Genomic DNA, 13,063 nt, shown 5'->3' on the forward strand with positions numbered 1-13,063 from the left:
GTCAGTGCCTACCGACAGCGATGTCCGGGCCCGACGCCGCCGAGACTCGCCGAGGCCGCCGTCACGGAACAATCACCTGCGCCCTGCTGTTGACTGTCTGCGTGACCACTACCGAGAACACCCCACAGACCCCGGCCGCGCTGACCGTCTACTCCACCACCTGGTGCGGGTACTGCCGCCGGCTCAAGACTCAGCTCGACGAGGCGGGAATCGCCTACTCCGAGATCGACATCGAGCAGAACCCCGAGTCCGCCGAGTTCGTCGGCAGCGTCAACAACGGAAACCACATCGTGCCCACCGTGCAGTTCGCGGACGGATCGACGGCAACCAACCCCAGTCTCGCCGAGGTCAAGCGCGCTCTGGCGCTCTGATCGAGCGTCAGGTCGTCGCTGCCCACGCCTCCAGCATCCCGCGAGCGATCGAGATGGATCCGGGAAGCAGCAATCGAGACGTCGACTCCGATCCCCAGTCGCCCAGTTCGAGGGCGGCGACGACCTCGGTCCGCTCGAACCAGTGCGCCTCGGCGATCTCGCCGTCCTGGAACGCGAGCGGCTGATCCGGGTCGGCGACGGCCGAGAAGCCGATCATCACCGAACGCGGAAACGGCCACGGCTGACTGCCGAGATATTCGATGCCGGATACGTCCAGCCCCACTTCTTCCTTGATCTCCCGCGCGACACAGGTCTCCAGCGATTCGCCGGCCTCGACGAATCCGGCCAACACCGAGAACCGACGTTCGGGCCACATCGGTGCGCGCGCCAACAGCACTCGATTCGCGCCGTCGTGAACCAGGCAGATCACCGCAGGATCGGTGCGCGGAAACTCTTCGTGACCCGAGGACGTGCTGGTCCGCGACCAGCCTGCAGCCGACGGAACGGACGGAGCGCCGTCGAGCGAGCTGAACCGCGCACTGGCGTGCCAATTGAGGATGGCCAGAGCCCCGGTGACCATCGACAGCGACACACTGTCGAGGCGCTCACCGTCGGTGCGCAGATCTCCCAACGTGCCCTGGACGAGTTCTACGCGCCGGGTCCACAGGTGACGATCCTCATGAATCCCGAGGAAGACCACGTCCTCGGTCGGTTCCGTGGCCACGTCTGCGGCGTCGACGAAGACCAGACCACCGTCGTCCACTGCGAATCTGCCGCGACCGTCCACGTCGAGTATGCGAGCCGTGGACCAACCGGCGGCCAGTGCCGCTGTGTCACGGCGCAATTCCTCGGCCCGGTCGAGCGGTGATCGAGACAGTCGAGGTGGATGGACGAGCTGAAAATTCGGCACGCTCACGACCCTACTGGGCCTGCTCAGTCGGCCACGCGACGGATGTACAGCAGTCGGTCGGTTGCCTCGATCGCGTCGACCTCGGGTGATCCGACCCGGAACAGCTTGCCGCCCCGGACCACTCCCAACACGATGTCGGCCAGATGACGCGGTGAACCGCCCACCTCGTCCCGCTCCACCTCTCGCTCTGCGACGGCGAAGCCTGCCTCCGGGGTGAGAAGATCCTCGATCATCTCCACGACGGACGGTGTGGACGTGGCAATTCCGAGCAGCCGACCCGCAGTTTCGGACGAGACGACCACCGAGTCCGCACCGGACTGGCGCACCAGGTGCGTGTTCTCGGCCTCTCGGATCGCCGCGACGATCTTGGCCTTCGGAGCGATTTCCCTGGCCGTCAGCGTCACCAGGACCGCCGTGTCGTCGCGATTGGTCGCCACGATGATGGCCGCGGCATGTTGAGCGCCCGTGAGCCGAAGCACATCGGACTTGGTGGCCGAGCCGTGGACGGTGACCAGACCCATCGCCGAGGCCGCGTCCAGCACGGTCTGGTCGGTGTCGACCACGACGATGTCCGAGGCCGACACTCCGTCGCCGAGCATCGCGTCGACTGCGGTTCGGCCCTTGGTACCGAAACCGATGACCACGGTGTGATTGCGCACGCTGCGTCTCCATCGCTGAATTTTGAATGCCTGTCGAGACCGCTCGGTGAGAACCGACAGCGTGGTGCCGACCAACAGAATGAGGAACAGGACTCGTAAGGGGGTGATGACCAGAATGTTGACCAGCCGCGCAGACGGACTCATCGGCGCGATGTCACCGTATCCGGTGGTCGACAACGACACCGTCGCGTAATAGAACGCGTCGAGGAACGACAGCTCGCCGTTCTGATTGTCGCTGTAGCCGTCGCGATCGAGGTAGACGACGAACGCCGCGAGAAAGAGAATTCCCAACGCCATCAGAACCCGCTTGTAGATCGCGCTCCACGGGCTGGATTCGATTTCCGGAACCCGCAGCACACCTACCAGCGCGAAATCGGGCTTGTCGGTCAACGCGCCGCTGTCCCCCAGGCGCGTGCGCAACCTACCTCCCACGTCGCCCACCGAGGTGCTCACCGAAGTCGAGATCATTCACGGCACGCAGCGTAACCCCATGCCGCGCTTCTGCGTCGACAACCGACCGCTTCGAGCGGACCGGATGGGCGGATGCAGCACCGTGTGGCACGGTGTGTGCATGACACAGAGACCGAGTCAGGCCGCAGCGCTGCGTCTCGCGGGATTGCTCGCCGGCGCCGGAGTACTCCATTTCGTCACTCCCCAATTCTTCGATGCGCAGGTACCGACCGCCCTTCCAGGTTCGGCGCGGACGTACACCCAGGTATCGGGAGTAGCCGAGCTCGCTGTGGCTGCCACGTTGGCCGCACCCCGCACCCGTCGAATGGGCGGTGCGTTGGCAGCGGGCCTGTTCGTCGCGGTCTTCCCCGCCAACATCAACCTCGCATGGAAGTACGTACGCAGCTCCAAGACGTCACCGGCCTTGAAGGCCGCCATGATCGCTCGTCTCCCCCTGCAGATCCCACTGGTCACCGAGGCTCTGAAAGCTCGTCGACTGGCACCGTAGTGTCGACGTCGTCCACGACGGATCGACCTTCGAGCAGCGCCGCCAAAGCTGTTGCGTCAGGCAGCTTGTCGGGCGAGATGGTACGACCGCTGCGGACGTAGTGGAACGCCGCACGGACGCGATCGAGCGGTACCGGCTCGGCACGACCGACGGACATCAACTCCGCCCACGCCAGCCGGTACGCCGCCAGCTGCATCGCCACCGCCTGCTGCTCGGACGCCGACGGTTCGGCTCCGGTCTTCCAGTCGACGACGGTCCAGCCGCCGTCCGGGTCGGCGAACACCGCGTCGATCCGACCGCGCAGCACTGTTCCTGCCACCGACGTCTCGAACGGCACCTCTACCTCCACCGGACTGCGCAGAGCCCAATCGGAGGCCTCGAACGCCCGCTGAAGAGTGTCCAGGTCCACATCGGCAGAAGCACCGGTATCGGCGGAGCCCGGTAGTTCGTCGAGATCGAGCAGGCGGGTCGCGCCGAACCGTCGCTCGATCCACGCGTGAAACGCTGTTCCACGGCGCGCCAACGGATTCGGGGGAAACGGAAGTGGCCGGCGCAGTCGCGAGGCGAGCGCATCCGGATCTGCCGCCAAGTCGACCAGCTGAGTCACCGACAGGTTTTCGGGTAGTGCGACATCGACCCCGGCAACGGCCCGCGCCGAGCGCTCGGCCAGCAAGGTCCGGACGTCGAAGCCCCACTTCTCCGGGTCGTCCTCGTCCTCGTCCTCGTCTTCGTCCGAATCATGGTGGGAGTCGGCCTTGTCGGCCAGGGCCCGCAGAACGTCGGCCGCACCACTCTCGATCGCGCCTCGCCTCGGCCCGAGCGGATCTCGCGGCCAGGATGCCGTATGCGGCTCGGCCCCCAACGGGTTGACGGCTCCGGCTTCGGGGGCCGGTGCCCACTGCTCGACCACCGCGACGGCGTCCCCTGCCGTCGAGGTGTACCGGTGGAGCTCGTCGAGAAACTCGGACGGGCCACGAGGCTTCGTGGACGTCTCGTCCCACTGATGCGCCGAGACCAGCAGCACCCGTTCGGTTCTGGTGAGTGCAACGTAGAACAGTCGACGATCCTCGGCGAGCCGACGCCGAGCGAGCGCATCCTTGTGCCGCTTGACGGCGTCCTCGAGGTCCTTTCGGTTGTAGAGGTCCTCGAGCTCGAGTACCGGTACCCCCTCGGAACCCTCACCGTCGAGAGCGCGGTCGCCGCGCAGGGACGGCGGCAGTTCGGCCATCGCCCCGAGCCAGGTCGACGAGGCGTTCGAGGACGGGAACACTCCGGTCGCCACGTGCGGTACGGCCACGACCTCCCATTCGAGGCCCTTCGCCGAATGCACCGTCAGCACCTGTACTCGATGCGGGGCTACCTCGACCTCGCCCGGAGCCAACCCGTCCTCGACAGTCTCTGCCGCCGCGAGGAACGACAGGAATCCGGTGACCGTGGCCGTTGGATTGTCGGCGTAATCGGCCACCACATGGGCGAATTCGTCGAGATGCTCGCGCCCGACTGCACCATCGACACCGAACGGTGTCCGCGCCTGCGCTTCGACGCCGATGCCCATGATGCGTTCGATGTCGGCGACCAGTTCCGTCAGCGGCTGCCCGATTCGGTCGCGCAACAGATGTAGTTCTCCGGCGAGCGCAGTGATGCGTCGGTGCCCGGCCTCCGAATATCGTTCGGCCGAACCTGGATCGGCGATGGCGTCGGCCAGACCGGCCTGCTCCGACTGTTCCCCCGGCAGGGCACTTCCGAGCGCGGCGTCGAGCGCCTGTGGGTCGTCGACACGGCCCGCGGTGCCGTAGCCGCCCCGAATCTCGAGCTCCTTGGCGCGCTGAGCGAGCGCCCGCAGATCGGCGGCCCCGATCTGCCATCGGGAGCCCGTGAGGATGCGCATGGCCGAGCTGCCCGCAGTCGGATCGGCCACCAGACGCAGCATCGCGATGATGTCGGCGACCTCCGGCACATGCAGCAATCCGCCGAGCCCGACCACCTCGACGGGTAGGCCACGGCTACGCAGCACCTCGGCGATCGGCTCGGCATCGGCGTTGCGCCGCACGAGTACCGCGGCACTGGGCGGAGGCCGGTCCAGTTCGAGGGCGTCGCGGTAGTGCTCGGCGATTCGGTCGGCGATCCATTCCCGTTCGTCGAGGACGGTGTCGGTGACGGCCAGCCGTACATCGCCGGGCACCGCGCCCGGCCGGGCCCGCAGGGTCGGGACCGGTACACCGACGCGGCGCAGGGGGTCGGTGATCAGATTGGCGAGAGCGAGTGCCTCGGGCGGGTTGCGCCAGCTGGTGAGGAGTTCGAGCCGCGGTGCCGGGCTGCCGTCCGCCTGCGGGAAATCGGTGGCGAACCGCGGCAGGTTCGCCGCTGACGCCCCTCGCCACCCGTAGATCGACTGCATCGGATCGCCCACGGCTGTCAGCGCCAGAGTGGCATCGCTACCGGATCCGAACAGTGAGGACAGCAGCACCCGCTGGGCATGACCGGTGTCCTGGTATTCGTCGAGCAGAACGAGCCGAAAGCGTTGCCGCTCTGCGATTCCCACTTCGCGATGTTCGGCCGCGACCCGCGCCGCCATCGACATCTGCGAACCGAAATCCAGTGCCCCTTCGTGCCGAAGCGTCTGCGCGAGTCGTTCCACCAAGGGCAACAACGTGATTCGTTGATGTTGGGCATCGAGGATGTTGAGCAGCTCCTTGGTCGGCCCGCCACGTTGACGTGGACCGGGGCCGAGTGTGTGCACCAGTTTCTCCAGTGCCACGTGCGCCTCGCGCAGCTGGTCGGGGTCCACCAGATGTTCGGCCAGCTGACCGGAGAGGGCGAGTACCGCCTCGGTCACCGACGTGGGATTTCGGTCGGTGTCGAGATCGCCGTCCCACGTGCTGACCACACGGTGCGCGAGCTGCCACAGTTCGGTCTCCGACAGCAGCGTCGCGGAGGGCTCGATGGGCAGCAACAGGCCGTGCTCGGTGAGCAGTCGCCCGGCATACGAGTGGTAAGTGCTCACCTCCGGCTCGGCGGCGAGAATACGTTCGCGCAGTGCCAGACTCGGATCCAGCGCGCGCACCAGATCCGACCCGGCGAGCCGCGCCAGCCGAGCGCGGATTCGGGACGTCAGCTGCTGCGCAGCCTTTCGGGTGAACGTCAGTCCGAGTACCTGATCCGGATCGACGAACCCGTTGGCCACCATCCACACCACTCGCGCGGCCATCGTCTCGGTCTTCCCAGCCCCTGCGCCTGCCACGACGAGCGTCGGACCGGGTGGGGCGGCGATCACCGCAGCCTGCTCGTCGGTGGGCGGGTGCTTCTGCCCGAGGGCGCGGGACAGTTCGACGGGTGAGACCCGCACGGTTGCGCTGCGCGTCGCCGAGGCGGTCACTGCTCGGTCACCTGCCGTCCTGTCTCGTGGGCCGGGCAACTGGATTTGACGGGGCAATGTCTGCACCCGTCGTTGACTCGGGCTTCGAAGACGGGACCCTGCGTCGCCGAGGCCGCCCGGTGGACGGTGTCTCGCCATTCCTCGAGTTTCTCCGGTGTCGGCACCTCCTGGATCCGCTGCGTCGCGCCGTCCTTGTTGTGCGGTTTGGCCACGAACACCAACCGGGCACCCCCGGGTTCGCCCGCGGGCTCACCTTCGATCGCACCCGCGGCAGCGGCGACCTGATACGTGGCCAATTGATGGTGGTTGCGCGCATCTTCCTTGGACATCACCGTTTTGGCCGTCTTGACGTCGATGACGACCGGGCGGCCGTCCGGATCGTGTTCGAGCCGATCGATCCGGCCGCGCAGGGCTACCGCAGGCTCGTCCTCGGATCGGGCGGCCAGAATGCCGTCGACCTGTACCTCGACGCCCGCCTCGGTGAGCTCGCCTCGGGTGCCCTGCAGCCAATTCTCGAACGTGTCGAGCATCGCCCCGGTTCGATCGAGCTCGTGACGCGAGAACCACTGTGATCCGAGATCGACTGCATCCCACGCCGTCTCGAGTGCCCGCCTGAGCTGGTCCGGTGGAATCCGGCCTGCCACCGCCTGCACCAGAGTGTGCACGAGGGTTCCGGTGACGGCGTGAGTGTTGGTGCCGTCGTTTCCTCCGTGACGTTCGAGCATCCAGCGCAGCGGGCACGTGGTGAGCTGTTCCACCGTCGATGGCGAGAGCGGGACCGGCCCATCGCCGAGGTGCCACAGGGGCTCGCTGGTGCTGAGGCCCGTAATTCCGAACCACTCGTCGGGATGTGCGCCTCGGACGCCGGCCTCGGCGAGTGTGGCCAGGTGCCGCGCGGCGCGCGCTCGCTTGTCCGGATCATGTTCGGCGACAACGGGATCACAGACGACCCCGCGAAGCTCGGCGACCAACATCGGTAATGCCAACACCCGGTGCGGGGTCGGCGGCTCGGAACCTTCGGGCAGCGGGACGGGATCTGCGTCGCCGTCGACTCCCCGGAGTTCGTCGACGAATCGGGAGCGGACCAGATCGGTATCGCCCGTGCTCGAGTCCACGGCGGTGACGAGCAGAGTGGAGCGCGCGCGACTGCACGCCACGAGGAAGAGCTTGCGTTCCTCGGCGAGTAGCGGTGCAGCTTTCGACAGTCGTCCGTCGAGGGCCGCAGCCGCGTCGACCTTGCCGGACACCAGATCGACGAGCGTGTCGGTTCCGAGGAGGCTGCCGCGCGCTCGCAGACCCGGCCACAGCCCCTCCTGAACCCCGGCGACCGCCACCAGTTCCCATTCGCGACCGGCTGCCGAGTGCGCGCTGAGCAGCGTCACCGCATCGGCCGGCGCAGTCGAACGATTCGAGCTCGAGGTAGGAATCTGTTGCTGCGCAATGTAATCGAGGAATCCGCCCAGCTGCGCGCGCGGCAGCCTGTCGACGTAGGCCGCCGCGGCGTCGAAGAGTGCGACCACCGCGTCGAGGTCTCGATCGGCCTGAGCACCCGCGGACCCACCCCACGCGGACGCGGCGGCCCAACGCCGCTCGAGTCCGGACGCCTGCCACGCAGCCCACAGCACGTCCTCGACTCCGCGGCCCTCCCGAGCCACCGCTCGCGCCTTACGAACGACGCTCAGTGCTCGTCGCAGCGGTGCCGCTTCCACGTCCGACAGACCAGTGATCCACCCGAACTTCTCTCGCGTCTCGCCGGTGAGAACGACTCTGAGCAGTTCGGCCGAATCGCGCTCGCCGCCCGAGGCCAGTTCGAGTCTGCGGACACCTCGGCGCAGCCGCCGCAGACCTACCGGATCGGCACCCCCGATCGGGCCGGACAGCAGAGCCAGCGCATCTTCTCCGTCGAACGACGGGTCGGAGATCGCCCGCAGCACCAGCAGCAAGCCCACCGCTCCGTGCTGGCGATGCAACGGCAACTCCGAAGCCGGGGTGATCATGGGGACACCGGCCGCGTGCAGAGCGCGACGCAGCGGCGCGACGGTACGCGGGACCGACCGCACGACGATCGCCATCTCGGACCAGGGCATTCCGTCGATCAGGTGCGCGCGTCGCATGGCGTCGGAGATGATCGCGGCTTCCTTGGCAGGCGAAGACACGACGTGTACCCGGGCCTCCGGCTCGCCGAACCGAGCCGTGGCCACCGGCTCGGGACTGCGGTGCCGACCGAGCCCGGGCAGTCGCCCCGCCACGATGTCGGTCAGTTCCGCCACTGCAGGCACCGATCGAAAGTTCCGCGTCAGGACCACCCGTCGAGGCGAGTCCGCATCGAGCAGATCGGCCACGAACGTGGGATCCGCTCCACGGAACGTGAAGACGGATTGATCGGGGTCCCCGGCGATCACGGTCGATTCGGTATCGGTGCCGATCAACCGAATCAGCTGCGCAGCTTGCGGATCGAGGTGCTGTGCATCGTCGACGACGAGGTGCCGGATGCGGGCGCGCTCACTGCGCAGCAGATCCGGGTCGGTGGCGAACGCCATCAGTGCGCTGCCGATGAGCTCGGCCGCGTCGAGGCCCGGTGCCGTGGCCCCTGCGGCTTCGACGCCGACTGCGCCGCGCAGCAACATGGCTTGTTCGTATCGAGCCGCGAATTTGCCGACGGCGATCCATTCGGGTCTGCCGTGCGTGCGGCCCAGCTTGACCAGATCCTCGGGTCCGATTCCGCGTTCTGCGGATCGGAGCATCATGTCTCGCACCGCGGTGACGAATCCTGCGGTACCGAGAGCCGGGCGCAATCGATCCGGCCAGTCGGTTGCGCCGTCCTCGATGTCGCCCCGCAGCATCTCGCGGACCACCGCGTCCTGCTCGGCACCGGTCAGCAGTCGAGGAGGCGGATTGCCGTAGAGGGAGGCCTGCAACCTGAGTACCGCGAACGCATAGGAGTGCACCGTACGTACCAGCGGTTCGCGCGTGGCGCGCAGCGCGTGATCGCCGCTGAACAGACCGGCGGTGATCTGCTCGCGGAGCGTGATGGACGCGCGCTTCGACTGAGTGAGCACCAGGACCGATTCCGGATCGCCGGACACGATTCGGGAGACTGCGTAGTCCGCCACGAGCGCTGTCTTTCCCGAGCCGGGCCCGCCGAGCACCTGCCAGGGGTTCCATCGAGGAGCGCCCTGAGCCGCCTCCGCCGCCGAATCGGGAGTCCACGCCAGCAACCGGGCAGCGGAATCGGTCCACCGGCGGGGCGGCTGCGCCACCCTGGGTGCACGGACGAGGGTGACCGTCGCGCCGTGTCTGCCGTCCGTGCTCATGCGGGACATGCAATCACGAACCACCGACACACCAAATTGCGCCATGACAAGAATGCGTTCTAAATCAGTCGAGCAACCCGCCGCTCAGCGCACGCAGAACCGCGCTGGTGCGATCTCTGGCCCCGAGTTTGAGAATCGCCGACGACACGTGGTTCTTCACGGTCCCCTCGGCCAGATGCAACGCGTCGGCTATTGCTCTATTGGTGTATCCACTTGCCACCAGGCGCAGTACGTCGATCTCGCGGGCCGTGAGTGTTTCGGCGATCACGACGTCGCTCGGGCCGTGCTTGCCGGTCCGAAAAGCGTCCAGCAGTCTCTCTGTGATGGCAGGTTGCGCCAAGGTTCGCCCGGCCGCGAGTTCGCGTACGGCACCACCGAGCCGCTCGAAGGTCACGTCCTTGAGCAGATAGCCCTTCGCACCCGCACGCAGCGCCCCGAGTACCAACTCGTCGTCGTCGAACGTCGTCAGAACCAAGACCGGGACCCGTATTTCCCTGTCCTGCAATACCCGAAGCGTCCACAGGCCGTCGAAGCGCGGCATGCGCAGATCGAGCAACACCACATCTGGAGCATCGAGTTCGATCGACGCGACCGCAGCGGCACCGTTGTCCGCCTCACCGGTCACCTCGATGTCGGGATCCAGTTCGAGCAGGCTGCGGATACCCTGCCGAACCAGAGTGTGGTCGTCGACGATCAAGACCGTGATCACGGGGCAGGCACCGTCGCGTGGACCGTGAATCCGCGATCGACCGAAAAGGTGACCGTACCGCCCAGTCCTTCGATGCGCTCTCGGATTCCCTGCAGCCCGTGCCCCGGCTCGAAGTCGGCCGACGCCCGGCCGTCGTCGCGCACCGAGACCGATAGCGCACCGGTCGAATCCGCGCGTAACTCGATCCACATCTCATCGGCATTCGCATGGCGAATGGTGTTGGTGATCATCTCCTGCACGCAGCGGACCACCGCCACCGCCCGAGCTTCGTCGACCCTGATCTCGGGGTCGACCGTAAGATGCACGACCGGTTCGGGCAGCTGCGCAACCAGACGATCGAGCGACTCCCCCAGCACCGGAGTCCTGCTGCGCACTTCGCCGACGGTCGACCGAACGTCGCCGAGCAGGTCACGTGCGATGGATCGGGCCCGAACGACATGCTCGCGCCCAGGCTCGGAGACCTGATGGGACGCCACCTCGAGCTCGAGGCTCAGTGCGGTGAGCTGGTGACCGAGCACATCGTGCAGCTCGCGCGCGATGCGCAATCGCTCGTCGGCACGGGAGGAATCGTTCAACAACGCACTGGCGGTGCGCAGTTCGGCGTGCGCGACCGCAAGTTCCCGGCGCAACCGAGCCTGTCGCAGCTGTGCGGTCACCGACAACGCGCTGGCCACCTGCAGCGCTCCGTAGATCGACATTATCAGCGCGATTTCCGAGATCCGTCCACCCCGAATCGCAACCGACACCCCCACACAGCAGGTGTAGACCGCAACAATGACCGCCACCGACGAGCCGGACACCCGATACACGGCGAACGTCGAGGTGAACACCAACAGAATGGGCAACCAACCTGCAGTCGGGGCGGTCAGCACGAGAACCGGTGCCAGCATCACCTGGGTGGCGAAGCTCGCGCGGACGAGACGATCCGGCAGCCGGTCTTCCCACCACATGCCCGCGGTCTGCACGAGCAGGAAGGCTGCGAACAGCGCAGCCCAGGCCCAACGCGGAACCGAGAGACCGTCGGCGATCGACCGATCGAAGACGACGAGAGCGCCCATCGCGACCGCGAGCGCGGACACGAACGCACCGGCCAGAACGTCGGGTCCGAGGCGTCTCATTCTGTCGACCCTATCGCCCGCTCCACCCGCACGCCCCTGCCGAAAGTCACGATCCCCTTCGGTGACGATCGGCACCTGTGCGCAGGCCATGGCGGATCTAGCGTCGAGATCGACACGATCGAGAAGGGAACATCGGATGGCAGCGATAGACGTTCGAGGCATCACCCAGCGTTATCGAGAGCGCACCGCCGTGGCAGGCGTCAGCCTCTCGGTCCGCGAAGGCGAGACGCACGGCCTGCTCGGGCGCAACGGCGCCGGTAAGACGACCCTGGTCGAAACCATTGCGGGCCTTCGTAAGCCGAGCTCCGGTGCCGTGCGAGTTCTGGGACTCGACCCCTTCACCGACCGCAATCGAGTACGCGCGGTTCTGGGAGTACAGCTGCAGTCCAACGACCTTCACACCGCGCTCACCGTTGAGGAACTGGTCGATCTGTTCGCCTCCTTCTACCGTCGACCCGCCGATCGAGACGCTCTCGTCCGCGCGGTGGGCCTGCACGAGCACCGCCGGGTGCGGTACGAGCGGTTGTCCGGAGGCCAGCAACAGCGGTTGTCGGTGGTCCTCGCACTGATCGGCTCCCCTCGGGTTGTCATGCTCGACGAGCTCACCACCGGACTCGACCCGGATGCACGACGCACCGTGTGGCGACTGATCGAGGACCTCCGCGCAGACGGTGTCACCATCCTGCTGGTCAGCCATCACATGTACGAAGTACACCGCCTGTGCGATCGCATCACCGTCCTCGATCGAGGGGCCGTCGCGGCCACCGGCACACCGGAGTCTCTGATCGCCGATGCCGGCCTCGGAGGCGACCACCGGGCCACCCTCGAGGACGCATTCCTGACGCTGACCGAACGGAGGACGGCATGACCGCATGCGACATCCACGCTGCGCCTCGTCCAGGCCTGCGCGCCACCGGCGCACTCGTCGGGGCCGAACTGCGCATGGTCACCCGGGACACGGCCGGCCTGATCGTCCCCATCGCCCTCCCGGTTCTCGTACTGGTAATGAACGGATCCGGTACGTCGGCCGAAATCGTCGGGCCGGGCGCAATCACAGCATTCGATCGGTTCGTCCTGCCGCTTGCCCTGACCATGATCGTCGCCGTCATCGGAATCGTGAACATGCCGAGCTTTCTTGCGCTCTATCGGAAGTCCGGCGTGCTGAAGAGGCTGTCGACGACACCGATCGGGCCGACGCAGGTGCTGGCTGCGCAGGTGATCACCAGCGCAGTGCAAGCGACACTCGGAATCGGTATCGCTTTGTCCACTGCGGCCCTGCTGTTCGGAATCACTCCCCCGCACAACCCGATCCTGGTTGCGGCAATTCTGGTGCTGGGTGCAGCGGCGATGTACTCGCTGGGGATCGTGGTGGCGGCCGTCGCACCCACAGCGAACTCTGCCGTCGCGATCGGCCTCACCCTGTTCTTGATACTCGGTGCCGGCGGCGGACTGTTCGGCCCCGTCGCAGACCTGCCCGGTCCGCTGATCGCCGTCGGAGAGCTTCTTCCCTTCGGTGCCACCGTTACTGCGCTGGGGTCTGCCTGGGCCGGAACCCCGATCGACATAGCCGGACCGATCGGGCTGGGGGCCACCGTGGTCGTCGGAACCGCGTGTGCAATCCGGTTGTTTCGTTGGTCCTGAGCAGATG

General features: G+C 66.9%; 10 protein-coding genes. 4 read left to right on the top strand and 6 right to left on the bottom strand.

Features of this window, described 5'->3' with window-relative positions; all coding sequences use genetic code 11:
- Positions 1-101: 101 nt before the first annotated feature.
- Entirely contained in the window at positions 102-371 is a 270-nt protein-coding gene (locus CH281_RS21240; protein ID WP_032407096.1) for a mycoredoxin, read from the top strand.
- Positions 372-378: 7 nt separating this feature from the next.
- Here the strand turns inward: CH281_RS21240 and nudC are convergent, their stop codons facing one another.
- Entirely contained in the window at positions 379-1,281 is a 903-nt protein-coding gene (gene nudC, locus CH281_RS21245; RefSeq protein ID WP_032391659.1) for an NAD(+) diphosphatase, read from the bottom strand.
- Between the two features lie 23 nt (positions 1,282-1,304).
- Positions 1,305-2,372 carry a potassium channel family protein gene (locus tag CH281_RS21250; protein WP_027496550.1) on the bottom strand — a complete coding sequence of 356 codons (1,068 nt, stop codon included), beginning with the start codon at positions 2,370-2,372 and terminating at the stop codon, positions 1,305-1,307.
- A gap of 139 nt (positions 2,373-2,511) precedes the next feature.
- Between CH281_RS21250 and CH281_RS21255 the strand changes: the two genes are divergently transcribed.
- On the top strand, positions 2,512-2,898 hold the full coding sequence (locus CH281_RS21255) for a DoxX family protein (RefSeq protein ID WP_032407095.1): 387 nt from the start codon (positions 2,512-2,514) through the stop codon (positions 2,896-2,898).
- Here the strand turns inward: CH281_RS21255 and CH281_RS21260 are convergent.
- From CH281_RS21260 to CH281_RS21275, 4 genes are read right to left on the bottom strand one after another with little or no spacing between them, the layout of a single operon-like run.
- Entirely contained in the window at positions 2,861-6,274 is a 3,414-nt protein-coding gene (locus CH281_RS21260) for an ATP-dependent helicase (RefSeq protein WP_094695467.1), read from the bottom strand. The two genes, CH281_RS21255 and CH281_RS21260, sit on opposite strands and share 38 nt — an antisense overlap.
- Positions 6,271-9,597 carry an ATP-dependent helicase gene (locus CH281_RS21265; protein ID WP_094695496.1) on the bottom strand — a complete coding sequence of 1,109 codons (3,327 nt, stop codon included), beginning with the start codon at positions 9,595-9,597 and terminating at the stop codon, positions 6,271-6,273. Before CH281_RS21265 ends, CH281_RS21260 begins: the two co-directional genes overlap by 4 nt.
- Before the next feature lie 55 nt (positions 9,598-9,652).
- Positions 9,653-10,297, bottom strand: a complete 645-nt coding sequence (locus CH281_RS21270; RefSeq protein ID WP_048320215.1) for a response regulator — start codon at positions 10,295-10,297, stop codon at positions 9,653-9,655.
- On the bottom strand, positions 10,294-11,415 hold the full coding sequence (locus tag CH281_RS21275; protein WP_167328709.1) for a sensor histidine kinase: 1,122 nt from the start codon (positions 11,413-11,415) through the stop codon (positions 10,294-10,296). Before CH281_RS21275 ends, CH281_RS21270 begins: the two co-directional genes overlap by 4 nt.
- 136 nt (positions 11,416-11,551) lie before the next feature.
- On the opposite strand from CH281_RS21275, the gene CH281_RS21280 reads away from it, so the two are divergent.
- Both CH281_RS21280 and CH281_RS21285 read left to right on the top strand, forming a co-directional pair.
- On the top strand, positions 11,552-12,283 hold the full coding sequence (locus CH281_RS21280) for an ABC transporter ATP-binding protein (protein WP_094653065.1): 732 nt from the start codon (positions 11,552-11,554) through the stop codon (positions 12,281-12,283).
- Positions 12,280-13,056 carry an ABC transporter permease gene (locus tag CH281_RS21285; protein ID WP_094695469.1) on the top strand — a complete coding sequence of 259 codons (777 nt, stop codon included), beginning with the start codon at positions 12,280-12,282 and terminating at the stop codon, positions 13,054-13,056. Before CH281_RS21280 ends, CH281_RS21285 begins: the two co-directional genes overlap by 4 nt.
- The last annotated feature ends 7 nt before the right edge of the window (positions 13,057-13,063 follow it).

Origin of the sequence: Rhodococcus sp. 06-221-2 (assembly GCF_002258365.1) — a bacterium.
Lineage (GTDB): Bacteria > Actinomycetota > Actinomycetes > Mycobacteriales > Mycobacteriaceae > Rhodococcoides > Rhodococcoides fascians.

Coding starts and splice junctions, on each gene's coding strand:
- CH281_RS21265 (WP_094695496.1), bottom strand. CDS start 9,597: ATGTCCCGCATGAGCACGGACGGCAGACACGGCGCGACGGTCACCCTC.
- CH281_RS21275 (WP_167328709.1), bottom strand. CDS start 11,415: ATGAGACGCCTCGGACCCGACGTTCTGGCCGGTGCGTTCGTGTCCGCG.
- CH281_RS21285 (WP_094695469.1), top strand. CDS start 12,280: ATGACCGCATGCGACATCCACGCTGCGCCTCGTCCAGGCCTGCGCGCC.
- CH281_RS21280 (WP_094653065.1), top strand. CDS start 11,552: ATGGCAGCGATAGACGTTCGAGGCATCACCCAGCGTTATCGAGAGCGC.
- CH281_RS21255 (WP_032407095.1), top strand. CDS start 2,512: ATGACACAGAGACCGAGTCAGGCCGCAGCGCTGCGTCTCGCGGGATTG.